Raw genomic sequence first — 22,486 nt, forward strand, 5'->3', positions numbered from 1 at the left:
ACCATGAAAGTCACTTGGAAGCGATAGCGCCCGTCTTCGACGCACTTATAAGCTTCGGAACGGGGAAACAGCGCCAGCGGCAGCCTGATCCCATACAGCCAGACCTTGCGGCAACGCCAGTACCAGCCGCCGTCGATCACTTCGACCGCCAGACCCAGCCGCACCGGGCCGGTCTGCTCCAGCCATAGGCCGTCCGGCCATGCGCCGACAGGGCGGAAGGTGGAATCCATGCGCTGGCGATCGTCGAAGCGGCGGTTCCAGAGCAAGCGGTCGGACTGGTGGCTGATTTCGACCCTCAGCTCGTGCGGGCCGTCTTGTAGCGGAATCCCCAGCTTGCGCGCGACGGCGCGGCCGAACGGACGCGCCAGACCCTGCCCCAGCGTTATTTCTATCGGACCGGTCAGCACGCCGCCGTGCAGATGAAGCGCCTGCAATAAAGGATGCAGCCGTTCGAATCCGGCGCCGAACCATCGGCTGACCACGCTTTGCATGCGCGTGGAGGCCTGCTTTATCAGCTCGTCCGCAAACGTACGCGTGCGAAGTTGCGCTTGCCGACCTGCAGTACGCCTTCGAATCCGGGGTTGAAATGCGTTTGCGGGTCTTCGACCACCGCGCCGTCCACCCGCACCGCGCGCTCCTTGAGTTTGCGCGTGGCTTCGCCGTTGCTGGGGGTGATGCCGGCCGCGGTCAGCAGCGCGGCGATGCGCAGGCCTTCGGCGGGCACGGTCACCTCCTGCAGCGGCAGCAGCGAAGTGTCGCCTTCGCCGCGGACCACCGCGTGCCAGCCGGCGATGGCTTGTTCGGCCTGTACGGCATCGTGGAAACGCGTGGTCAGTTCGCGCGCCAGGCGTAGTTTGACGTCGCGTGGGTTGAGCGTGCCGGACGCCACTTCGGCCTGCAGGGCTTTGGCCTCGGCCACGCCTATGTCGAAACTGAGCAGCTCTATCCAGCGCCACATCAGCTCGTCGCCGATCTTCATGGTCTTGGTGACGATGTCGATGGCCGGCTCGCTGATGCCGATGTAGTTGCCCAGCGACTTGGACATCTTGTTGACGCCGTCCAGGCCCTCCAGCAGCGGCATGGTCAGCACGATCTGCGGCGGCTGGCCGTAGTGTTCCTGCAACCCGCGGCCCATCAGCAGGTTGAACTTCTGGTCGGTGCCGCCCAGCTCCACGTCGGCCTTCAAGGCCACCGAGTCGTAGCCCTGGACCAGCGGATAGAGGAATTCGTGGATGGCGATGGACTGCTGGGCGGCATAGCGCTTGGCGAAGTCGTCGCGCTCCAGCATGCGCGCCACGGTGTGCTGGCCCGCCAGCTTGATCAGATCGGCGGCCGACATCTGCCCGAACCATTCGGAATTGAAGCGCAGCTCGGTCTTTTCCCGGTCCAGCACCTTGAACACCTGCTCGGCGTAGGTGCGGGCGTTGGCCTCGACGTCTTCGCGGGTCAGCGGCTTGCGGGTGACGTTCTTGCCGCTGGGGTCGCCGATCATGCCGGTGAAGTCGCCGATCAGGAAAATCGCCTGGTGGCCCAGGTCCTGGAACTGGCGCATCTTGTTCAGCAGCACGGTGTGGCCGATGTGCAGGTCCGGGGCGGTGGGGTCGAATCCGGCCTTGATGCGCAGGGGCCGGCCTAGCTTGAGGCGGGCTTCCAGTTCCTCGCGCTTGAGGATTTCGTCGGCGCCGCGGCCGATCAGTTCTAGTGCTGCTGCATGTGGCAAGGGAGGGCTTCCAATTAATGAACAGGCGCGAAGGCCTGCTGACAAAGGTGAATCTAAAGTTAAACCAAAGTTAATCGTGATGCCAGTCAAAAAAGTCAATTGGCTCAAGGGTTTGACGCAGACAATTCGCGTGATTATGGTACCCGGATTGGACTCGCCGTCTTGGGTCCGGGGAAGTCATATAGATGCACACTCACGGTGACGGCCCCGGCCGCAATCAGCGTTTCAAGGAACGCTTGGAAATCCTTCGCGACTCGGCCTTGCATCATCAAGTGAGAGAGCACCTTTCGGCAAGGCGCTGGACGCGGCGGCAGTGGATCCATGCCAGCCTGTTCACCGCTATCGGCGTGATGGTCGCCACCATCGTGCCGGGCTTCTCCACTGTGGTGCAGACTCCGGCCGCCACGCCGCACGCGGTGCTTGCGCTGGACCTGCCCGAGCTCTCCAAGGAACGGCAGGAAGGCACCGCCGGCGACAGCTGGCAGATCGTCAAGGTCAGGCCGGGGCAGACCCTGGGTTCGCTGTTCAAGGAACTGGGCATTCCCCGCGAGACCATGCAACGCATTCTCAAGAACGCCGACGCCAAAGCCACGCTGACCAAACTCAAGCCCGGCACCGAGCTGGCTTTCGACCTGCCCGTCAGCGGCAGCCTGCGCACGCTGCGTTACGACCGCGACGCCGACCACCGCGTCGAGCTGTCGCTGGCCGGCGATACGCTGAAGGAAAAAGTGGTGGCGCGCGAAAGCACCACCCGCACCGTGGTGCTCAGCGGCAAGGTCGGGCGCTCGCTCAACCGCTCGGCGCGCAAGGCGGGGCTGACTTCGGCCAACATCAACTCGCTGACCGACGAGATCTTCAAGTACGACATCGACTTCGATTCGGATCTGGACGCCGACGACCGCTTCAGCGTGGTGGTCGACCAGACCTGGCGCGAGGGCGAACTCATCAGCACCAGCCCGGTGCTGGCCGCCACTTTCACCGTCGACGGCAAGCTGCATTCGGGTTTCCGCTTTTCGCGCCCGAATAGCAAGCCCGAGTACTTCACCGCGCAGGGCCGGCCGCTGAAGAAGACCTTCATCCGCATGCCGATTCCCTACGCGCGCCTCAGTTCCAAGTTCGGCGCGCGCAAGCATCCGGTGCTGGGCACCATGCGCATGCACAAGGGCGTGGATTACGCCGCCTCCACCGGTACGCCGATCATGGCGGCGGGCGATTCGCGGGTGGAATTCATCGGCTGGCAGCGCGGTTACGGCAACGTGGTGATCCTCAACCACGGCCGCGGCTACACCACGCTTTACGGACACATGTCGCGCACCGCCAAGCTGCGCAGGGGCCAGTCGGTTCCGCAAGGCACGGTGATCGGCTACGTGGGCTCCACCGGCATGTCCACCGGCCCGCACCTGCATTACGAATTCCGCGTCAACGGCGTGCACCGCAACCCGCTGTCCATCACCATGCCGCCGCCGGAACCGCTGGCGGGCGCGCAACTGGCTGCATACCGCACCTACACGGCCAACGCGCTGGCCCGCATCCGCACGGTGGAGAACATCATCTACGCCGATGTGGAGCCGGCACCGGCCGCAGCCAAGCCGGTGATGGTTGCAGCGAAGCCGAAAGCCGCTGCGAAGAAAGGCTGATGGGAATCCGGATTGGCGATTTCCGCCGATCATGACACTGCGGCAGCGCGCTCCAAGCGACGCCCAAGCCCATAACCGTTCGTGGTTCGACCAGCTCCCACGAACGGGAATCCAGACAAGCCCGCCATGAGCGAAGCCCTTGGACCGGGAGTTCGTGCAAACTTGCGGAATCTTTCTGGCCACTCTCACTCCATGTCCTCACCCGATCTCTATCTGGGTCTCATTTCCGGCACCAGCGCCGATGGCATCGATGCGGCGCTGGTCCGTTTCGAGCCGCAGTGCGAACTGGTGTTCGGCCGCACCTATCCGTGGGATGCAACGCTGCGCGCGCGCCTGATCGCACTGGGGCAAGGCGGCGAAGCGACGTCCCTGGACGAGCTGGGCGAACTGGACACCACCCTGGCCCGCGCCTTCGCCGATGCGGCCATGCAGGCGATCGCCGATTCGGGAACCGACCGCAACCAGGTGCGCGCGATCGGTTCGCACGGGCAGACGGTGCGCCACCGGCCCGAGTCGTCCGCGGCTTTCACCTGGCAGATGGGCGACGGCAACGTCATCGCCGAACACAGCGGCATCACCACCGTGGCCGATTTCCGCCGCCGCGATGTGGCGGCCGGCGGGCACGGCGCGCCGCTGATGCCTGCCTTTCACGCGGCGATGCTGCGCTCGCCGGACGAAGATCGGGCGGTGCTGAATCTGGGCGGCATCGCCAATTTCACCCTGCTGCCGCGCGCGGGCGAAGTCCGCGGCTTCGATACGGGCCCGGCCAATGCGCTGATGGATGCCTGGTACGAGCGCCATACCGGCCAGGCCTTCGATGCGGACGGCGCATTCGCCGCCAGCGGCACGGTCGATGCGGGCCTGCTGGCGCGGTTGCTGGACGATCCCTGGTTTGCGCTGCCGCCGCCCAAGAGCACGGGACGGGAACAGTTCCATCTGCGCTGGCTGGAATCGCAAAAGGGCGCGGAAGGACCGTCGCCTGCGGATGTGCAGGCGACTCTTCTGGAGCTCAGCGCGATCACCGTAGCGGACGCGCTGCGCGCCACCCAACCGGGCACTGCACGCGTGCTTGGGTGCGGCGGCGGTGTACGCAACGCGGCGCTGATGGCGCGGATTTCGGCGAATCTGCCTGGCGTGGTGGTGGAATCCACGGCGGCGCACGGCTTGGACCCGGACTACGTGGAGGCCATGGGTTTCGCCTGGCTGGCGCGGGAAACCCTCGCAGGACGCCCGGGCAATCTGCCCAGCGTGACGGGCGCGAAGGGGCCAAGGGTGCTGGGCACTATTTATCCAGCTTGAAATCTTGAGCCTTGTGTAACGCCGCGTGGGAGCGCCGTCCCGGCGCGAGCTTTGGAAGGAATGGCATAGAGCTCGCGCCGGGACGGCGCTCCCACGCTCTAGCTGGGTATCGGATTTGAGCGATAAATCGTCAGAAGCCGTGTCCCTGCGGTACGTCTTTCAAGGCGGTGATGGCGGCGGACAGCACGTCCACTTCGCGGTCGTTGAAACCGCTGCGCACTTCGGCCTCGGTGGCGAACAGGCCCTGTTCCAGCAGGTGGAACAAGGTGTCGTGCATGTTCCAGCCGCGCGCCTCGGCCACGCGGCGGATGCGGTCGGCCAGGACCGGGTCTATGTCCTTCATCACGATGTCGGTCATGTCGCCCTCTGGGACCCCGTTCCGCCATCCGCCGGCCCATATTTACGCGTGACCAGACGAATGCACAACAGCAGGGCCGGAATGCCTATCACGGCCGTCCCCACGAAAAACAGGGAATAGGCCTGCAGCAAGGTGCGTCCCGTCTCGAGATGCTCCACCGCCACGCCCGAGAACCCCTTGAATACTTTGCCGAGCAGCGCATAGAACGAGCTCAGCAACGCGTATTGGGTCGCGGTATAGCCGACGCTGGTCAGGCTGGACATGTAGCCCACCAGTGCCACACCAGCGAATCCGTTGCAGAAGTTATCGATGACCATCGCAGCAGTAAATACGCCCGCATCGGCGCCATGCAGGGCGAGGTAGGCGAAAGCCAGATTGGAGCCGGGGCCAAGCACTGCGCCGGCCAGCAGCGTGGGAACGAAGCCGAAGCGCACCGCACACAGTCCGGCCACCGCGATGCCGACGATGGTCGCGATCAATCCGACCGAGCCGCGCACCGCACCGACGGTTTCCTTGGCGATGCCAAGGTCGGCATAGAACGGATTAGCCATCGGTCCCATCACGAAGTCGGGCAGGCGATACAGGCTGATCGTCAGCAGCATCAGCAGCGCCCAGCTGCCGTGCTGGCGGAAGAACGCCAGGAACGGCCCGATCACCGCATCGAACAATCCCTGCGGAGTGAACAGCGCCGGATGCGGCGTTGTCGCCGCCATCACCGTCGCCACCGGTTCGCGCGCCAACAGCGTGGCGACGACGCCCACGCCCAACAGCAGCGCCATCACTTGATACGAGAGCGACCACCCCATGCTCGCGGCAAAGATAAGAATCAGCGAATCGGTGACCAGCAACGCGCCGCGATAGCCCAGCGTCGAGGTCGAAGTCAGCAGACCCTGCTGCTCGTTGCTGTCGGCGCTTTCGATGCGCCAGGCATCGATCACGATGTCCTGCGTGGATGAAGAGAACGCCACAATCAGCGCCAGAATTCCGAACACCACCAACTGGTCGAGCGCAAAGCCGGCGAGCATGAGCTGCCCTTCGACCGGTTGCACCAGAGCCATGCCGATCAAACCGGCAGCGGCGACAAGCTGCGAAAGCAGCATCCAGCCGCGACGCCGTCCCAGCCAGCGGCCCAGTAGCGGCGCATCGAGCTTGTCGACCAGCGGCGCCCACAGGAATTTCAGCGAGTAAGCCAAACCCACCCACGACAGGAAGCCGATGGTGGAAAGCTCGATGCCGTTCTCCCGCATCCAGAAGCCCAGCGTGTTGCCAACCAGGTAGATCGGGATGCCCGAGCTGAAACCCAGCAGCAACATCACCAGCACCTTGGGCTGGCGCAGGTTGATCAGCACTTGCCTCCAGCCTGGATGCTTGGGTTTCGCCACGACTTGGCTCACAGCGCGTAGTCCACGATGAACGGCGCATGGTCCGAGAACCGCGTGGCGTTGTAGATCGAGCACGCTTCCAGCTTCTCCAGCAACGACGGCGTGACGATCTGGTAGTCGATGCGCCAACCCACGTCGTTGGCGCGGGCAGCGCCGCGGTTGCTCCACCAGGTGTAGTCCTGGCCTTCGGCGTGCAGCGCGCGGTAGGCGTCGACCCAGCCGCGGCTTCCATCAGGGTTGCTGTCGATGCACAGGCCATTGAGCCAGTCGCGCTCGGCCGGCAGGCAGCCGGAGTTCTTCTGGTTCGAGGTCCAGTTCTTGATGTCCAGCCGCGAGCGCACGATGTTCCAGTCGCCGCACAACACGTAATCGCGGCCGCTCTTGCGCCACTCCTCCAGGATCGGCGCCAGCCAGTCCATGACCTTGAACTTGAAGCCCTGGCGCAGCTCGCCCGAAGAACCCGACGGGATATAGAAAGACACCACGCTCAGGTTGCCGAAGCGCGCCTCCAGGTAACGTCCTTCCTCGTCGAACTCTTCCCAGCCCAGCGCGGTGCGGATTTCGTCCGGCTCGCGTTTGCTGTAGATCGCCACTCCGCTGTAGCCCTTTTTGGTGCTCGCATCGCGGAACCAGGCCTTGTATCCCGCAGGCAGGAACTCCGGCCCGGCCAGCTGGTGCTCCTGGGCCTTGGTTTCCTGTACGCACAAAACATCGGCCTTCTGCGCCGCGAACCAGTCGAAGAAGCCTTTGTTGGCCGCCGAGCGCAACCCATTGGCGTTGAAACTGATGATTCTCATGAAAACGGTTGCCCGCAGATCAAAACCGGATTGTGCCCGAACTCCGCCATCCGGTGGCCGCACCCGGCGGCGATGGGCTAGGCTTGCCGTCATTCCACCGCAGAACACGCACATCAGAGCACGCCCATGAGCGATCACAGAAGCCGCTTCCTGCAATTGGCCCTGCATTCCCAGGCCCTGCGTTTCGGCGAATTCACTCTGAAATCCGGACGCCTGAGCCCGTATTTCTTCAATGCGGGCCGTTTCGACAGCGGCGCCAAGCTGGCGGATCTGGCTGCCTGCTATGCCGACGCCGTGGAAGCGTCGGGCGTGCACTTCGACCTGCTGTTCGGCCCGGCCTACAAAGGCATCCCGCTGGCGACGGCGCTGGCCTGCGAATTCGCGCGCCGCGGCCGCGATCTGCCGGTGGCCTTCAACCGCAAGGAAGCCAAGGCCCATGGCGAAGGCGGCATGCTGATCGGCGCGCCGCTGGAAGACCGGCAGGTGCTGATCGTCGACGACGTGATCACCGCCGGGACGGCGATCCGCGAAGCCCTGGCGATGATCCAGGCCGGCGGAGGCCGCGTGGCCGGAATAGTAGTGGCGCTGGACCGGCAGGAAGTACTGGGTGAGGTCGCCGGGGCCGGCGCGGCACGGCGTTCGGCTGCGCAGTCGGTGGCGGCGGAAACGGGAGTGCCCGTGATTGCGGTCGCAAACCTGCACGACCTGCTTGCTTTCGCCGGCGAAAGCGCTGAACTTGTGTCCCACCGCGACCGCCTGCTCGCCTACCGTGCCAGCTACGGCAGCAGCGCGTCCGACTAAGGCAAGGGGGCCTGCGACGACGATGCCGAAACGCAAATTACTGCTGTTAGCCCTGTGCGCGGCGCTCGCGCCTTTGGCCATGGCGCAGACGGAAGGTCCCGCCAAGAAACTCTATTGCTGGAACGAGAACGGCCAGCGCGTCTGCAGCGATGCGCTGCCGGCCGAGGCGGTCAACCGCGCGCGCGAAGAGATCAGCGCGCGCAGCGGGATGCGCACGGGCGGCGTGGACCGCGCGATGACCGAGGAAGAGCGCGCGCTGGCGGCCTCGGACGAACAGCAACGCCAGGTCGACCAGGCCGCCGCCGACACCCGGCGGCGCACCGAGCAGGCGCTGCTGTCGTCCTACCAGAGCGAAGACGAGCTGCGCCGCGTATTCAACGAACGCACCGGCATCGTCGACAACAGCATCCGTACCGCACGCTACAACGTGACCAGCCTGCGCGAGGGCCTGGTCAGCCTGTTGCGGACCGCCAGCGACCAGGAACTGGCGGGCAAGCCGGTGGCGCCGAAGATCGCCGAGAGCATCGGCAGCCGCCATCGCGAACTGCAACGCCAACGGCTGCTGCAGGCCAGCTTCGAGCGGCAACGCGTGGAACTGGATGCGGAAATCGCCGAGATCCTGCAACGTTACCGCGAGCTGAAAGGGATCGATGCCGTGGCGGCGGATCCAGCGGCGGCGGTTGCGAGCGCGCCCGCAGAACAATAGACCTGCAAGCGTGGGAGCGGCGTCCCGCCGCGAGTTTCCGGCTTTGCTAAAAGCTCGCGGCGGGACGCCGCTCCCACGCAATTTCGACTAGTTCAACTAGCAATCAGAACGTCGCGGTGATTTCCGGCGCCACTTTTTGCAGGTGCGCGCGGAATTCGTCCTTGATGCGGGCCAGCGCCTCCTTGTTGTCGGCTTCGAAGCGCAGCACCAGGATCGGCGTGGTGTTGGACGCGCGCACCAGCCCCCAGCCGTCTTCCCAGTCGGCGCGCAAGCCATCGATGGTGGTCAGGCGCGCGCCTTCGAACTGCGCGCTGGCGACGAACCGCGCCACGACCTCGTGCGGACTGCCGGACACCGGCACCTTGATCTCCGGCGTGGACAGCGCGTTGGGCAGCGCGTTGAGCACTTCGCTGGGCGTCTCGGCACGGGCGGCCAGCACCTCCAGCAGGCGCGCGGCCGAATAAAGGCCGTCGTCGAATCCGTACCAGCGTTCCTGGAAGAAGAAGTGCCCGCTCATCTCGCCGGCCAGTTCCGCGCCGGTTTCGCGCATCTTGGCCTTGATCAGCGAATGCCCGGTCTGCCACATCAGCGGCGTGCCGCCATGGCTCAGGATCCAGCCCTGCAGCTTGCCGGTGCACTTGACGTCGTAAATGATCAACGCACCCGGGTTGCGCTCCAGCACGTCCGCAGCGAACAGCATCAGCAGGCGATCCGGGAAAATGATCTCGCCTTCCTTGGTCACCACGCCCAAACGGTCGCCGTCGCCGTCGAACGCCAGGCCGATGTCCGCATCGAAGCGCTTCACGGTCTGGATGAGATCTTCCAGGTTGTGCGGTTCGCTGGGATCGGGATGGTGGTTGGGGAAGGTGCCGTCCACTTCGCAATACAGCGGAATGACCTCGGCGCCGATGGCTTCCAGCAATCGCGGGGCGATATCGCCGGCCACGCCGTTGCCGGCATCGACGACGACTTTGAGCGGGCGGTCCATCTGCACGTCGTCGGCGATGCGCTGCACGTAGTCGGCATCCACTTGGCGCTGCTGCAGCGTGCCGGGCGCGGCGGCCTGGTGCAGGCGGTTTTCGCTGATGCGCGCATACAGATCGGTGATGGCGTCGCCGGACAGCGTCTGCCCGCCGACCACGATCTTGAAGCCGTTGTAGTCCGGCGGATTGTGGCTGCCGGTGACCGCGACGCTGCTGCCGGTACGCAGGTGATAGGCGGCGAAATAAGCGACCGGCGTGGGCGCCATGCCGATGTCGATCACGTTGCGGCCGGCCTTGCGCAGGCCCTCGATCAAACCGGCGGAAAGCTCCGGACCGGACAGGCGCCCGTCGCGGCCGACCACGATGTCGGTCAATCCCTGCTCTTCCAGCACCGTGCCGATGGCCTGGCCGATGCGTTCGGCCACTTCCACGCTCAGCGTTTCTCCCACCACGCCGCGGATGTCGTAGGCGCGGAAAATACCGGGGTCGATTTCGATGTGCTTGTTGTTGCTGGCGGTCACTGCGTCTGGATCCTTGTCGGGGGCGGTCTGCCGGGCCGGCGTGCTCGGCAATGGCTCGCGTTGCAGGGCCTGGACCAAGGTGGGCTCGTTGTCGTCGGCGGCGCCGGCGTGCTTGGCGCGCGGGTTCAGATTCAACCTTCCGCGCGCGACCAACAGCATCAATACTGCCAGCAGCCCGCTTAACGCTGCCGCGACCAGACTGGGAATTGCGCCCAGGCCCAGAGGACCTTCCGTACCATCCGGCGTGGCCGCGACCACCCGCATGCCGGCCTCTCCTATCGGCCGGGCCAGACTTTCGGCCCCATCCGCCAGATTGCGGTCGCCGGCCTCGCCGATGGTGTAGCCGCCCTGCCTTATCGCCACGTAAGCCCGCGCCGGAACCGCGGCCTGATCGAAGCTGCCGGTCAGCAGGGTCAGCGGTACGACCACGTAGGCGACCCCATCGCCTGCAGGCGCGGCCAGGCCGAGCTGGCTCTGCTTGCCTTCGCGCACCACGCGCGCCACCGGCTTGTTTTCGCTGAGCGCCGCTTCCAGCAGGGCCAGCTTGCTGAAGCCGAAATCCGCTGGCGCCGCATACGCAGTCTCAAGGTCGGCGGGCAGCACCTGCACCGGGCCGGCACCTTTCCAGCCTTCGCCGATCGCCCGGGCCGCAGCCGCGTTGTCGCCAGCCCGCAGCGCGGTCTGCACTGGCGCGGCGGCAATCCTGTCGGCCAGTTGTTTGAGTTGTCCGGCCAGCGTCTGTTGGCTGGCCGACAGTACCGAATCGCGCGCCAGCTGCAGGCTCTCTTCCAGACGCGCATCGCGCCACTGCTGCACTCCGCCCCATCCCAGCCAGACGGCGAGCAAGGCGAACAGCGCCGCCAGCATCGGCAACGCGCGCTTCAGGTCCGCAGCCGATGATTGCGACTTGCGTGGTTTGTTCTCAGCCATGGTGTATCGCCTTTTTCAGCGGACGCCTGTGTGGCCGAAGCCCCCTTCGCCACGCGCGCTGTCCGCAAAAGTATCCACTACCTGCAAGCTTACGCGCGTGATGGGCAACACAACTAGCTGAGCGATGCGGTCGCCGGGCTGGATGGTGAAAGCCTCCTGGCCGCGGTTCCATACGCTGATCAGCAAAGGGCCCTGATAGTCCGCATCGATGAGGCCGGTGCCGTTGCCCAGCACGATGCCGTGCCGGTGGCCCAGGCCCGAGCGCGGCAACACCACCGCGCACAGGTGCGGATCGGCCAGATGGATCGCGATGCCGCTGGGAATCAGAGCGGTGTCGCCCGGCGCCAGGGTGAGCGGTGCCTCCAGCGCGGCGCGCAGATCCATGCCGGCGCTGGCTTCGGTGGCATAGGCCGGCAGCGGCCATTCGTCGCCGAAACGCGGATCCAGCAGTTTCACTTCGATGGCCTGCAGGGAAGCGGACTTCGCGGAAGTAGGGTTCATGCGTTCAGGCGCTCCACGATCAATTCGATCAAGTCGTCGGCCAGCCTGGTTTTGGCGCCGGGATTGAACACGCGCTCGCCGTCCTGCCAATAAGCGGTCATCGCGTTCTGGTCGCTTTCGAAGCCGCCGTCGGCCACGCCGACCCGGTTGGCCACGATCAGATCCAGATGCTTGGCCACCAGCTTGCCGCGCGCGTAGCCAGCCACGTTCTCGGTTTCGGCGGCGAAACCGACCACCAGCTTCAACCCCTGGGTCTGCGAGGCCACCTCGGACAGGATGTCGGGCGTGCGCACCAGGTCCAGCGCCAGCGATTCGTTCGACTTTTTGATCTTGTTGGCGGCCGGCGCGCGCGGCGTGTAGTCGGCCACGGCCGCCGCGCCTATGTAGATGTCGGCCGGGAACGCGGCGAACACCGCCTCGCGCATCTGCGCGGCCGAACGCACATCCACCCGCTTCACCCCCGCCGGAGTGGCCAGATGCACGGGGCCGGCGACCAGCACTACTTCGGCGCCCCGCCTTCTTGCGCTGTCGGCAACTGCAAAGCCCATCTTGCCGCTGCTGCGGTTGCCCAGGTAGCGCACCGGGTCCAGGTCTTCGTAGGTGGGGCCGGCGCTCACCACGACCTTCAGCCCTTTCAAGGCCTGATCGACAGCCTGCGGGGATGCCGCGGCCTGCGAAGGCAGCGCCGCCACGATCGCGTCCGGTTCGCTGAGACGCCCGGGGCCCGATTCGCCTTCGGCCAGCGGGCCGTCCTCGGGGCCGATCACCTGCACTCCACGCGCACGCAGGGTCGCCATATTGGCCTGCGTGGCCGGGTGTTCCCACATCCGGTGGTTCATGGCCGGCGCCACCGTGATCGGCGCGGTCGTGGCCAGGCACAGGGTGGTGACCAGATCGTCGGCGAAACCGTGCGCCAGCTTGGCCAGCAGGTCGGCGGTGGCCGGAGCGATCAGGATCCGGTCGGCCCAACGCGCCAGTTCGATATGGCCCATCGAGGCCTCGGCCGCGCTGTCCCACAGGGTGGTGCGGGTCGGGCTGCCGGACAGCGCCTGGAAGCTCAGCGGGGTAACGAAATGCTGGGCGCCTGCGGTCATCGCCACCTGCACCTGCGCCCCCGCCTCGCGCAGCCGGCGCACCAGTTCCAGCGCCTTGTAGGCGGCGATGCCGCCGCCGACGCACAGCAATACGCGCTGGCCCTTCAATTTATCGTCCGCCACGTCGGGGAATTCCTATCGCCGTACAGGCACTTAGCTTACCCGATGCATATGCCATGCCTTATGCCCGGCAGGCATGAGTCAAGGCAAGCTGGTCCTATGCACATACGCGACTGGCCCCTGCAGGAACGACCCCGTGAAAAGCTGCTGGCCCGCGGCCCCGGCGCGCTGTCGGACGCCGAACTGCTTGCGATCTTCCTGGGCTCGGGCCTGCGTGGGCAGGATGCAGTGCAGACTTCCCGCGAACTGCTCGCCGCCCATGGCCCGCTGCGCACCCTGCTGGAAAACGACGCGGCCCAGATGGCGAAACTTCCCGGTCTGGGCCCGGCCCGGGCCTGCAAATTGACGGCGGCGCTGGAGCTGGGCCACCGCCACCTGGCCGCAGCGCTGGAACGCGGCGAAGCGCTGACCGACCCGGCCTCCGCCGGCCGCTATTTCGCCCAGCGCCTGCGCGGACGCGGAAGCGAGGTCTTCGCCGCCCTGTTCCTGGACACACGCCATCGCGCGCTCGCGTTCGAGGAGTTGTTCCAGGGCACGGTCGATTGCACCGAGGTACACCCGCGCGAAATCGTGCGCCGGGCCCTGGCCCACAACGCCTCGGCCGTGATCGTCGGCCACAACCATCCCTCGGGAGATGCCGAGCCTTCTTCCGCTGACCGTGCCGTCACCGCACGCTTGAAGCAGGCGCTGGCCTTGATGGAGGTTCGGCTGCTGGATCACTTCGTGGTGGGTGATGGACCCCCGGTATCGCTGGCGTCCCGGGGCTGGGTCTGAGTGTGTATTGTTGACACTCACTTTATGATGCGTACGATACACACCGAGTGAACAGCAAGGCGCTTATCCGCGAATTGGAGGCGGCTGGCTGGGAACTCGTTCGCACTCGTGGGTCGCACCACGCGTTCCAGCATCCACTGCGTCCCGGCACGTTGGTGGTGCCGCACCCGAAGAAAGAGCTAGGCAAGGGACTGGTTGCCGCCATCCGCAAGCAAGCCGGGCTATAGCGAGATCAGCTTATGCGCTACCCCATCGCCATCGAAGCAGGAACCGGCGGCACCGCCTTCGGAGTCGCCATCCCCGATCTGCCCGGCTGTTTTTCCGCAGGCGACACACTCGATGAAGCCATCGACAATGCCGAAGCCGCTGCTGCTTTGTGGATCGACGCCGCACTCGACGCAGGCCAGACCATTCCGAATCCTTCATCCGTGGATGCCATCCGCAACCGTGCAGACTATGCCGGCTGGCTGTTCGGCCTGGTGACCGTGGATCCCGCACAACTGGACGACACCATCGAACGCGTCAATATCACCTTGCCGCGCCGGGTCCTGCGTCGGCTCGACACCAAGGCGCGGGAAGCAGGTGAAACCCGTTCCGGCTACATCGCCAAAATGGCCATTGGCTGAGACCAGCAAGACCGTACTCGGCTAAAATCCCCGGATTCCGCGCTATCCGCGTTTCCAGCAGAACTCCTTTGAAATCCCAACTCCGCGCCCTGATCGCCCAAGGCATCGACGCCCTGCGCAGCGCCGGCACCTTGCCGGCCGACACCACCACCCCGGATTTCGTGGTCGAACGTCCGAAGGACCGCAGCCATGGAGATTTCGCCAGCAACGCGGCGATGCTGCTGGCGAAACCTGCGCGCAGCAATCCGCGCGCGCTGGCCCAGGCGCTGGTCGCCGCGCTTCCCGCCAGCGACGACATCGCCAAAGTCGAGATCGCCGGCCCGGGCTTCATCAATTTCCACCTGACCCCGGCCGCCTACCAGCGCGAAGTCGCAACGGCCCTGCAGCAGGGCGCCGCTTACGGTCTCAACACTTCCGGTGAAGGGAAGATGGCCGGCGTGGAATACGTTTCCGCCAATCCCACCGGGCCGCTGCATGTCGGCCACGGCCGCGCCGCCGCCATCGGCGATTGCATCGCCCGCCTGCTGCAGGCCAACGGCTGGGAAACGCGTCGCGAGTTCTATTACAACGATGCCGGCGTGCAGATCGAAAACCTCGCGCTGTCCGTGCAGGCGCGCGCCAAAGGCCTGAAGCCCGATGACGCGGGCTGGCCGGAAGCCGGCTACCGCGGCGACTACATCCAGGACGTCGCCGACGCCTACCTGCGGGGCGAGACCGTGGAATCCGACGGCCACGCCATCGTCGGCGCCAAGGACGCGGACGACCTGGACGCGATCCGTCGCTTCGCCGTGGCCGCTTTGCGCCGCGAACAGAACGGCGACCTGGCCGCCTTCGACGTGTCCTTCGACACCTACTTCCTGGAAAGCTCGCTGTACGACGACGGCAAGGTCGCCGAAACCGTGCAGCGTCTCGGCGCCACCGGCCATACCTACGAGGAAGGCGGCGCGCTGTGGCTCAGGACCACGGATTTCGGCGATGACAAAGACCGCGTCATGCGCAAGTCCGACGGCACCTTCACCTATTTCCTGCCGGACGTGGCCTACCACCTGTCCAAGTGGCAGCGGGGCTACAAGCGCGCCATCACCGAACTGGGCGCCGATCACCATGGCTCGCTGGCGCGCGTGCGTGCCGGCCTGCAGGCGCTGGACGTCGGCATTCCGCAGGGCTGGCCCGAATACGTGCTGCACCAGATGGTCACGGTGATGCGCGGCGGCGAGGAGGTGAAGCTTTCCAAGCGCGCCGGTAGCTACTTCACCCTGCGCGACCTGATCGAGGAAGCCGGGCGCGACGCCACGCGCTGGTTCCTGATCGCGCGCAAGCCCGATTCGCAACTCACTTTCGACATCGACCTGGCGCGTCAGCAAAGCAACGACAATCCGGTGTTCTACGTGCAGTACGCGCACGCTCGCGTCTGCAGCCTGCTGCGCCAGGCGGTGGAAAAGGGCTACGCCTACGACCAGGCCAACGGACTGGACCATCTCACATTGCTGGGCGACGAGAACTCACAATTGTTGATGGTCGAGCTGTCGCGTTTCCCCGAAGTGGTGGAGAACGCCGGACAGCTGCTGGAACCGCACCTTATCGCGCAATACCTGCGCGAACTGGCCTATGCTTTCCACACTTGGTACCACGCCACGCCGGTGCTGGTGGAAGACGCCGCCACGCGCGATGCGCGCTTGGCGCTGGCCTGCGCCGCGCGGCAGGTGCTGGCCAACGGATTGGAATTGCTGGGCGTCAGCGCCCCTGAAAAGATGTAACTGGAGAGTAGTTAGATGGCGGCAAGACGCAACAAGTCGCAGGCGCGGCGCAACTCGGGCAACGGCACGCCCGGCTGGGTGTGGCTGATCGCCGGCCTGGTGTTGGGCGCGGCGGCGTTCTTCATCGTGCCGGGGCTGATGAAGAAAGACGGCGACGGCTTCTTCCGCCCGCAGCCCAATCCAGATGCGTTGCCGGCGCAGGTGGCCGATGCCGACAGCAATATCGACGACGTCGCCCCGGAGACTTCCACGCCCACCTCGCAGCCCGACGCCAAGACCGGCGACGATGCGGCCAAGGAAACGCAGTACGACTTCTACACCCTGCTGCCCGGCAAGGAAGTGCAGATGTCCGACGCCGAACTGGCCGCCAGCGCGCGCGAGGAAAAGGCGCGCGAAGCGCGCGCGGCGCAGGCAGCGGCAGCGACGGCAGCAGCAACGACCCCCGCCGTGAACACAGCGACCGACAACCCGAAACCGGTTCCGGAAACGCCAGCCGCTGCGGCAACGACGGCGCCTGCCGTGGCCGCCACCGCAACCGCGACGGCACCGGCAATCTCCAGCGCACCGACCAGCAAGGATGCGCGCTACATCCTGCAGGCCGGCGCATTCGGCGCGTCCGGCGATGCCGAATCCACCAAGGCCAAGATCGCAATGCTGGGCCTGTCGGCGCGCGTGGAATCGGCGCAGATCGGCGGCAAGACCGTCTACCGCGTGCGCATGGGCCCCTACGGCAGCGCCAGCGAACTGGCCGAAGCCAAGCAGAAACTCGCCAGCGGCGGCTTGCCGGCTATGGCTATCAAGGCGCAATGAAAACCGACCCCGTCGCCCTGACACGCTTGGTGCCGCACTGGCCGCATGCACAGGCGGCGATCGGCGCCTGGTCGCGGATGAAACGGCCGCCGCGCGTTTTTTCGTGAAGCTCTCGCGGCCCGGCGCATGATCGACATCGCCACCCTGCCGGGACAGCTGTTTGGTGCGCTCATCGTGGTCTGGGCATGCAGCGAACTCTGGCTGGGTTGGACGCGCCGCTCGCAGGACCGCTCGCGCATGCGCGACCGCGGCACATTGCGGTTGCTGCTGGCAACCGTCTATCTGTGCATCGGCCTGGCGGTGTGGCTGTCGTACCAGACGGCCGGGCGCGTGGGCAACGAAGGCATCCGCCTTGCCCTGTTCTGGACCGGCCTTGCGCTGATGGCCGGCGGCCTGGCCCTGCGGTTCTGGGCGATCCGCGTGCTGGCGCGCTTCTTTACTGTGGATGTGAATATCCAGGAAGGCCACGAACTGATCCACCACGGCCCTTACCGCCTGCTTCGCCATCCTTCCTACACCGGTTCGCTGATGACCTTCCTGGGCTTTGGCCTGGCGCTGGGCAATGGGTGGTCGTTGCTGGTGCTTTTGGCGCCGGTACTCCTCGCATTCGTCTGGCGGATGCGAGTGGAGGAACGCGTGCTGGCCGAGGCGTTCCCTACGCAATATCCCGACTATGCGCGGCAGACCAAACGGCTGATTCCGTTCGTTTGGTGAGGGTGTGCGAACGTCCCGCTCGTGGCGGATCTGTCAAAGACAGGCTCGTCGCGAACAAGATTAAAGTAAACATCCCAACTCACTCTCACCACCGATAAGCTCCCATGACCAAAACCGTTCTCATCACCGGCGCCACCTCCGGCTTCGGCGCCGCCGCCGTCGGGCGTTTCGCCGGTGCGGGCTGGCGCGTGATCGCCACCGGCCGCCGTGCCGAGCGCCTGCAGCCGCTCGTCGAGCGGTTCGGCGCCGACAAAGTGCATGCCGCCGCCTTCGACGTACGCGACGAAGCCGCAATGGAAGTCGCGCTGTCCGCATTGCCCGAAGGCTTCCGCGGCATCGACGTGCTGATCAACAACGCCGGCCTGGCGCTGGGCACCGCGCCCGCGCAGAACGCCAGCCTGCAGGACTGGCGCACCATGATCGACACCAACATCACCGCGCTGGTGACGCTGACCCACCGCCTGCTGCCCGGCCTGATAGAACGCAAGGGCGCCATCATCAACATGAGTTCGGTGGCGGCCAGCTATCCCTACCCGGGCGGGAACACCTACGGCGGCAGCAAGGCCTTCGTGAAGCAGTTCTCGCTGGGGCTGCGCTCGGACCTGCACGGCACCGGCGTGCGCGTGACTTCGATAGAGCCCGGCATGGCCGAAACCGAATTCACCCTGGTGCGCACACATGGCGACCAGGCCGCCTCGGACAAGATGTATGGCGGCGCCAATCCGATGACCGCCGAAGACATCGCCGAACAGCTGTACTACATCGCCACCCTGCCGCCGCACCTCAACATCAACCGGCTGGAGATCATGCCGGTGACGCAGTCGTTCGCGGGTTTCCAGGTAGACCGGAAGTAGGTCGGCCCTACGTGGCCGACGCATCGGACGATGCGGGATTGCTCGCGTCGGGGGCGTAGCCCCGACCTACGCGCTCTTGGCCTCTCCCCTTGCCCGCGCAGCGGGTAAGGGGGAGGTTGGGAGGGGGTGCTTTCCGCAGTGTCTTGAAAGAAGAGCGAGTGCAAGATCAAAAGCAACCCCTCCCCAACCCTCCCCTGCGCCCCGAAGGAAGTCCCCTTGGGAGCTTCGCAAGGGAGGGGGTGGATTGCGTCAGCTGAGAGGTTCGTCGCTTAGATAGGTGTATCCGGTGAGCCCCGCTTCCAGCGCCTCGGCGAGCAGCTTCGACTCATCCGCACCCAGTTGCGCCTTCGCCACCCGTTCGGCATAAGCCGCGCGCAAATCGGCCAATCCGTAACCCACGTAATCCAGCATCACGTCGGTGGTATCGCCGCTGCGTTGCTGGCTGATGCTGAAACCATCGCCGTCGCGCTTCACTTCGATCGTGTCCGTGTCGCCGAACAGGTTGTGGATGTCGCCCAGGATCTCCTGGTAGGCGCCGACCAGGAAGAAACCCAGCCGGTAGCTCTCGCCCGCATTCAACCCGTGCAGCGGCAGCGAGGAATCCAGGCCTTCGTTCTCCACGTAGGTCTTGACCATGCCATCCGAATCGCAGGTCATGTCGGCGATCACGCCGCGACGTTGCGGCGCTTCGTTCAGGCGCTCGATCGGCAGGATCGGGAACACCTGGTCGATGGCCCACACATCGGGAATCGATTCGAACACGCTGAAATTGACGAAATACTTGTCGACCAGGCGCTCGTTGAGTTCGTCCAGCAGGTCGCGGTGGTTGCGCTCATCGCTGCTCAGGCGCGCGCGCACGGCGTGGGCGATGGCGTAGAACAGATCGTCGATGCGGGCGCGGTGGGTCAGGTCGATCTGGCCCAGCGCGTACAGGGAAAGGCCTTCGCTGTGGTGGTGCTGGGCGTCGTGGAAAAGCTCCACCGCCGGGCGCGAATCCAGCTCATCGTGGATCTCACGCAGATGGCGGATCACCGCCGGCTCATCCGCATGCGACGGCGGCACGCGGCCTTCCGGCGCCTGCTCCACTTCCGACACATTGGCCACCAGCACCGCATGGTGCGCGGTCATCGCACGGCCGCATTCGGTGACGACGCGCGGCGGCGCCAGCTTGTGCTCTTCGCAGGCTTCGGCCAGCGGCTGCACGATATTGGAGGCGTACTGGTTCAAGCCGTAGTTGATCGAGCAATAGCTGCGCGAACGGGTGCCTTCGTAGTCGATGCCCAGGCCGCCGCCGACATCGACATGGCTGATGGTCGCGCCCAGCTTGGACAGTTCGACGAAGTAACGCGTGGCCTCGCGCATGCCGTTGGCGATGTCGCGCACGTTGGAAATCTGCGAACCCATGTGGAAATGCAGCAGGCCCAGCGAGTCCTGCAGGCCGTTGTCGCGCAGCTCCTTCCACAGATCCAGCACCTGGCGCGGCGACAGGCCGAACTTGGCCTTGTCGCCGCCGCTGTTCTGCCACTTGCCTGCGCCCAGCGAGGCCAGGCGCATGCGCACGCCCAGCCCTGGCTTCACGTTCAGTGCCTTGGCTTCCTCGATCACCAGTGCCAGTTCGGACGGCTTCTCGATGACGATGAAGGTCTGCAGGCCCAGTTTGCGGCCGATCAGCGCCAGGCGGATGTATTCGCGGTCCTTGTAGCCGTTGCAGACGATCAACCCGCCCGGCCGCGACAGCGCCAGCACCGCCATCAGTTCGGGTTTGCTGCCCGCTTCCAGGCCGAAGCCTTCGCCGGTGTGCGAAGCCAGCGTGCCGGCGACGCCGCGATGCTGGTTGACCTTGATCGGATACACCGCCGTATAGCCGCCGGCGTATTCCCATTCCTGCATGGCCTGGCCGAACGCGGCCTGCAGCTTGCCCAGGCGATCGCCCAGGATGTCGGGGAAACGCACCAGCAGCGGCATGCGTGCACCGTTGGCGCGTGCGCTGTCCACCACCTGGGGCAGCGAGATCGAAGGGCCTTCGGCGCCCTTCGGACTGACCACCACATGGCCGGCCGCATCCACGTCGAAATACCCTTCCGCCCAGTGCGGGATGGAATAGGTCTTGCGGGCTTGGTCTTGGGACCAGCTGGACATGGGGCGGGCTCTGGTGACGAAAACGGACGCGCATTCTAACGCCGTCGTTGTGCCGCTCCGGTTACGGCCGCCGGTAGGCCGGCTCGCCGGCGCTCATCCTGACCGCGCGCGCCTGGGCGGCATCGCTGGAGGCGGTGAGCACGGTGCAGCTTCCCGGCAACCGCAGTTGCGAGGCGATGTGCGGAAGAGCGGCACGCTCGCTGGCCACCGACCCGGCCCAATCCAGCAGCACCAGGAAGTGCGGCATCACCTCGGTGCCGGCCAACGGCCGCTGCGCCACCCACGCCGTGCGCACTTTCTGGTGGCCGCGCAGCGCCCGCGCCAACTCCCGCAGCTGCATCGCTTCCAGCGCATGCGGCTGCAACGCCTGCCCATGACCGTCGCCGGCTCCGCGCAGCGAGTAGCGCGCGCGCAAGGTTTCGACCGCGGCATCGAATGCCGATTCCTCCGGCTGTCCGCGCGCATGGCTGTCCAGTGCGCGCAAGGCCGGCTCCACCAGCGCCGCGTCCAGCTCCATCGCGCGGCCCAGGTGCTGCACGCCTTCGCTTTCGTTGCCGCGCTTCAGCAGCAGCGCGCCCAGCCGATAGTGGCCGTTGGCGTTCGACGGCGCCCGCGCCAGCGCCTCCCGATACAGCGGCAGGGCATCGATGCCGGGCTGATGGTCCTCGGACAGGCAGGCCAGCTCCACCGCTTCGGCGGGCGTATGCGTGCGATGGGCCTGCAGTTCGGCCAGGCGGTGGCGCTCGCGCTGCGCTTGCTGGTGGCCCGCTTTCCACTCGGCGTCGGCGCCGGTGCGCCATTCCAGGCTGAAACGCCGCTGCAGCGTTGCGTCCAGTTCGCCCAGCATGTCCGCCGCCGCGACGCCCGCCGTTCCCGTCGTCCGCGGCAGCTCCACCTGCAGGGCCTCCGCGCGTTTGGCCAGCGTGGGATGGGTGTCGTCCGGGTCCGGTTGCCGGGCCAGCAAGCGTGCGGGAATGCGGATCTCGCGCTGGCGTTCGCGCGAAAGCCCCTGCGCGAGTTGTTCGTGCACGGCGATGGGCGGATAGGCCTGCGCGCGTGTCGATTCGTTTATTTGCGGCCAGAATTCGCCTTCCAGCCAGTCCGACGCCAGCTCGATGCGCACCAATGCGCTGACCGCCGCATCGGCGCCGACGGCCTGCGCCGAAACCGCATCGGCGGCGTACTCCTGGCGGCGCGCCAACACCTGGCTGTAGGCCTCGAAGTAAGGCGCGTACCAGCGGAAGAAGAACCACAGCAGCTGCCCGCCGGCCAGACCTCCGGACATGCCTTCCAGCAGGCGGTGCCAGCTGCTGCGCAACCGGTAGATCCAGCCGGTGAAATGGCCGTGCCCGCCATGGAAATGCCCGAACTCATGCGCAACCACGGCGGCCAGTTCGCGGCGATCCAGCGCATGCAGCAGGGGCAGGCCCAGGATCAGGTAATGGCGCTGGCGCCATAGGCCGAGTCCTTGCGGGACATAGGCCGCAGCGGCATTGAGTTCGGCGTTGATGACGATGCCATGCAGCGGCGCGGCGCCCACGGCCTTGCGTATGCGCTCCACCTCGGCACGCAGTTCCGGCGCCTGGTCAGGTTGCAGGTGGTGGCCTTCCGGCATTACGAAACGGACCCAGAGCGCACGCGCCACGACAGTGCCGGACAGGGCCAGCATCATCAGCGCAATGATCTGGAATGGACCCAGCGAGGGACGCGCGATCAGCAGGTATCCCAACAGGAACACCAGCAAGCCCAGCGTGGACAACAGTGCCAGGCCCAGTACCGCGTAGCCCAATACCGCCAACAGCGCCAGTTTCAGCCGATAACGTGCCGGTGCCTGTTCCGCCTCGCGTTCCAGCCGCTCGACCAGTTGCCGCCGCGCTTCCGCTGATTGCATTCCATCCTCCCCTTGCCGTCCCTGCCGGATGCTAAGCCATCGCAGCCAAGCTGTAACGCGGCATCCGGTACA

General features: G+C 66.0%; 21 protein-coding genes (1 of these 21 cut by a window edge). 11 read left to right on the plus strand and 10 right to left on the minus strand.

Annotation, left to right across the window (positions count from 1 at the left end; genetic code table 11):
• Together CSC73_RS04470 and tyrS are read right to left on the minus strand one after the other, a co-directional pair.
• A protein-coding gene (locus CSC73_RS04470) for a DUF4166 domain-containing protein (RefSeq protein WP_093288580.1) crosses the window boundary here: on the minus strand, positions 1-491 show its 5' portion. 70 nt of this gene lie to the left of the window's left edge; 491 of the gene's 561 nt are visible here — the first part of the coding sequence; it begins with the start codon at positions 489-491; its stop codon lies beyond the left edge, outside the window.
• A gap of 20 nt (positions 492-511) precedes the next feature.
• Positions 512-1,720 carry a tyrosine--tRNA ligase gene (gene tyrS, locus CSC73_RS04475; protein WP_163839204.1) on the minus strand — a complete coding sequence of 403 codons (1,209 nt, stop codon included), beginning with the start codon at positions 1,718-1,720 and terminating at the stop codon, positions 512-514.
• A gap of 185 nt (positions 1,721-1,905) precedes the next feature.
• On the opposite strand from tyrS, the gene CSC73_RS04480 reads away from it, so the two are divergent.
• Together CSC73_RS04480 and CSC73_RS04485 are read left to right on the plus strand one after the other, a co-directional pair.
• The gene (locus CSC73_RS04480; protein WP_163839205.1) at positions 1,906-3,357 is read left to right on the plus strand and encodes a M23 family metallopeptidase; all 1,452 of its coding nucleotides are present in this window, start codon (positions 1,906-1,908) and stop codon (positions 3,355-3,357) included.
• A 192-nt stretch (positions 3,358-3,549) separates the two neighbouring features.
• Complete coding sequence (locus CSC73_RS04485; RefSeq protein ID WP_163839206.1) at positions 3,550-4,656, plus strand: anhydro-N-acetylmuramic acid kinase; 1,107 nt, start codon at positions 3,550-3,552, stop codon at positions 4,654-4,656.
• A gap of 130 nt (positions 4,657-4,786) precedes the next feature.
• Here CSC73_RS04485 and CSC73_RS04490 read toward each other — a convergent pair whose 3' ends face one another.
• The 3 genes from CSC73_RS04490 to CSC73_RS04500 are packed head-to-tail and all read right to left on the minus strand — an operon-like array spanning position 4,787 to position 7,193.
• On the minus strand, positions 4,787-5,014 hold the full coding sequence (locus CSC73_RS04490) for a hypothetical protein (RefSeq protein ID WP_093288592.1): 228 nt from the start codon (positions 5,012-5,014) through the stop codon (positions 4,787-4,789).
• Positions 5,011-6,408, minus strand: a complete 1,398-nt coding sequence (locus CSC73_RS04495) for an AmpG family muropeptide MFS transporter (protein WP_246197341.1) — start codon at positions 6,406-6,408, stop codon at positions 5,011-5,013. Before CSC73_RS04495 ends, CSC73_RS04490 begins: the two co-directional genes overlap by 4 nt.
• A complete protein-coding gene (locus CSC73_RS04500) occupies positions 6,405-7,193 on the minus strand; it encodes an exodeoxyribonuclease III (RefSeq protein ID WP_163839207.1) in 789 nt (262 codons plus the stop codon). The genes CSC73_RS04495 and CSC73_RS04500 overlap by 4 nt, the downstream gene beginning before the upstream one ends.
• A gap of 126 nt (positions 7,194-7,319) precedes the next feature.
• Between CSC73_RS04500 and pyrE the strand changes: the two genes are divergently transcribed.
• Positions 7,320-7,994 carry an orotate phosphoribosyltransferase gene (pyrE, locus tag CSC73_RS04505; protein ID WP_163839208.1) on the plus strand — a complete coding sequence of 225 codons (675 nt, stop codon included), beginning with the start codon at positions 7,320-7,322 and terminating at the stop codon, positions 7,992-7,994.
• Positions 7,995-8,016: 22 nt separating this feature from the next.
• The gene (locus CSC73_RS04510) at positions 8,017-8,700 is read left to right on the plus strand and encodes a hypothetical protein (RefSeq protein ID WP_163839209.1); all 684 of its coding nucleotides are present in this window, start codon (positions 8,017-8,019) and stop codon (positions 8,698-8,700) included.
• A gap of 103 nt (positions 8,701-8,803) precedes the next feature.
• Here CSC73_RS04510 and CSC73_RS04515 read toward each other — a convergent pair whose 3' ends face one another.
• The 3 genes from CSC73_RS04515 to coaBC all read right to left on the minus strand — a co-directional run bounded on the left by CSC73_RS04515 (position 8,804) and on the right by coaBC (position 12,852).
• Positions 8,804-11,071, minus strand: a complete 2,268-nt coding sequence (locus CSC73_RS04515) for a phosphomannomutase/phosphoglucomutase (RefSeq protein WP_425502271.1) — start codon at positions 11,069-11,071, stop codon at positions 8,804-8,806.
• Between the two features lie 78 nt (positions 11,072-11,149).
• Positions 11,150-11,635 (minus strand): dUTP diphosphatase, encoded by a 486-nt coding sequence (gene dut / locus CSC73_RS04520; RefSeq protein WP_163839211.1) that lies wholly within the window; start codon positions 11,633-11,635, stop codon positions 11,150-11,152.
• Positions 11,632-12,852 carry a bifunctional phosphopantothenoylcysteine decarboxylase/phosphopantothenate--cysteine ligase CoaBC gene (gene coaBC, locus CSC73_RS04525; protein ID WP_163839212.1) on the minus strand — a complete coding sequence of 407 codons (1,221 nt, stop codon included), beginning with the start codon at positions 12,850-12,852 and terminating at the stop codon, positions 11,632-11,634. The genes dut and coaBC overlap by 4 nt, the downstream gene beginning before the upstream one ends.
• A gap of 96 nt (positions 12,853-12,948) precedes the next feature.
• Between coaBC and radC the strand changes: the two genes are divergently transcribed.
• The 7 genes from radC to CSC73_RS04560 all read left to right on the plus strand — a co-directional run bounded on the left by radC (position 12,949) and on the right by CSC73_RS04560 (position 18,384).
• Entirely contained in the window at positions 12,949-13,623 is a 675-nt protein-coding gene (gene radC, locus CSC73_RS04530) for a RadC family protein (RefSeq protein WP_163839213.1), read from the plus strand.
• A 47-nt stretch (positions 13,624-13,670) separates the two neighbouring features.
• Positions 13,671-13,850, plus strand: coding sequence for a type II toxin-antitoxin system HicA family toxin (locus CSC73_RS04535; RefSeq protein ID WP_163839214.1), 180 nt, complete (start codon positions 13,671-13,673; stop codon positions 13,848-13,850).
• Between the two features lie 12 nt (positions 13,851-13,862).
• Positions 13,863-14,249, plus strand: coding sequence for a type II toxin-antitoxin system HicB family antitoxin (locus tag CSC73_RS04540; RefSeq protein WP_163839215.1), 387 nt, complete (start codon positions 13,863-13,865; stop codon positions 14,247-14,249).
• 68 nt (positions 14,250-14,317) lie between these two features.
• Positions 14,318-16,006: an arginine--tRNA ligase gene (gene argS, locus CSC73_RS04545; RefSeq protein WP_163839216.1), complete on the plus strand. Its 1,689-nt coding sequence runs from the start codon at positions 14,318-14,320 to the stop codon at positions 16,004-16,006.
• 15 nt (positions 16,007-16,021) lie between these two features.
• Entirely contained in the window at positions 16,022-16,816 is a 795-nt protein-coding gene (locus tag CSC73_RS04550) for an SPOR domain-containing protein (RefSeq protein WP_163839217.1), read from the plus strand.
• Between the two features lie 126 nt (positions 16,817-16,942).
• A complete protein-coding gene (locus CSC73_RS04555; RefSeq protein WP_170299051.1) occupies positions 16,943-17,530 on the plus strand; it encodes a methyltransferase family protein in 588 nt (195 codons plus the stop codon).
• Between the two features lie 104 nt (positions 17,531-17,634).
• A complete protein-coding gene (locus CSC73_RS04560) occupies positions 17,635-18,384 on the plus strand; it encodes an SDR family NAD(P)-dependent oxidoreductase (protein WP_163839218.1) in 750 nt (249 codons plus the stop codon).
• Between the two features lie 249 nt (positions 18,385-18,633).
• Here CSC73_RS04560 and speA read toward each other — a convergent pair whose 3' ends face one another.
• Together speA and CSC73_RS04570 are read right to left on the minus strand one after the other, a co-directional pair.
• Positions 18,634-20,523 carry an arginine decarboxylase gene (gene speA, locus CSC73_RS04565; protein WP_163839219.1) on the minus strand — a complete coding sequence of 630 codons (1,890 nt, stop codon included), beginning with the start codon at positions 20,521-20,523 and terminating at the stop codon, positions 18,634-18,636.
• A 61-nt stretch (positions 20,524-20,584) separates the two neighbouring features.
• Complete coding sequence (locus CSC73_RS04570) at positions 20,585-22,414, minus strand: M48 family metallopeptidase (RefSeq protein ID WP_163839220.1); 1,830 nt, start codon at positions 22,412-22,414, stop codon at positions 20,585-20,587.
• Between the last annotated feature and the right edge of the window lie 72 nt (positions 22,415-22,486).

Origin of the sequence: Pseudoxanthomonas sacheonensis, from assembly GCF_010093305.1 — a bacterium.
In the GTDB taxonomy this organism is placed as follows: Bacteria; Pseudomonadota; Gammaproteobacteria; order Xanthomonadales; family Xanthomonadaceae; genus Pseudoxanthomonas_A; species Pseudoxanthomonas_A sacheonensis.

What these genes read in the sequence shown, in the direction of transcription:
- CSC73_RS04540 (WP_163839215.1), top strand. Translation starts at nt 13,863, where the DNA reads ATGCGCTACCCCATCGCCATCGAAGCAGGAACCGGCGGCACCGCCTTC.
- CSC73_RS04500 (WP_163839207.1), bottom strand. Translation starts at nt 7,193, where the DNA reads ATGAGAATCATCAGTTTCAACGCCAATGGGTTGCGCTCGGCGGCCAAC.
- CSC73_RS04550 (WP_163839217.1), top strand. Translation starts at nt 16,022, where the DNA reads ATGGCGGCAAGACGCAACAAGTCGCAGGCGCGGCGCAACTCGGGCAAC.
- CSC73_RS04490 (WP_093288592.1), bottom strand. Translation starts at nt 5,014, where the DNA reads ATGACCGACATCGTGATGAAGGACATAGACCCGGTCCTGGCCGACCGC.
- radC (WP_163839213.1), top strand. Translation starts at nt 12,949, where the DNA reads ATGCACATACGCGACTGGCCCCTGCAGGAACGACCCCGTGAAAAGCTG.
- CSC73_RS04480 (WP_163839205.1), top strand. Translation starts at nt 1,906, where the DNA reads ATGCACACTCACGGTGACGGCCCCGGCCGCAATCAGCGTTTCAAGGAA.
- CSC73_RS04570 (WP_163839220.1), bottom strand. Translation starts at nt 22,414, where the DNA reads ATGCAATCAGCGGAAGCGCGGCGGCAACTGGTCGAGCGGCTGGAACGC.
- pyrE (WP_163839208.1), top strand. Translation starts at nt 7,320, where the DNA reads ATGAGCGATCACAGAAGCCGCTTCCTGCAATTGGCCCTGCATTCCCAG.
- CSC73_RS04485 (WP_163839206.1), top strand. Translation starts at nt 3,550, where the DNA reads ATGTCCTCACCCGATCTCTATCTGGGTCTCATTTCCGGCACCAGCGCC.
- CSC73_RS04555 (WP_170299051.1), top strand. Translation starts at nt 16,943, where the DNA reads ATGATCGACATCGCCACCCTGCCGGGACAGCTGTTTGGTGCGCTCATC.
- speA (WP_163839219.1), bottom strand. Translation starts at nt 20,523, where the DNA reads ATGTCCAGCTGGTCCCAAGACCAAGCCCGCAAGACCTATTCCATCCCG.
- CSC73_RS04560 (WP_163839218.1), top strand. Translation starts at nt 17,635, where the DNA reads ATGACCAAAACCGTTCTCATCACCGGCGCCACCTCCGGCTTCGGCGCC.
- CSC73_RS04515 (WP_425502271.1), bottom strand. Translation starts at nt 11,071, where the DNA reads ATGCTGGCGGCGCTGTTCGCCTTGCTCGCCGTCTGGCTGGGATGGGGC.
- CSC73_RS04510 (WP_163839209.1), top strand. Translation starts at nt 8,017, where the DNA reads ATGCCGAAACGCAAATTACTGCTGTTAGCCCTGTGCGCGGCGCTCGCG.
- dut (WP_163839211.1), bottom strand. Translation starts at nt 11,635, where the DNA reads ATGAACCCTACTTCCGCGAAGTCCGCTTCCCTGCAGGCCATCGAAGTG.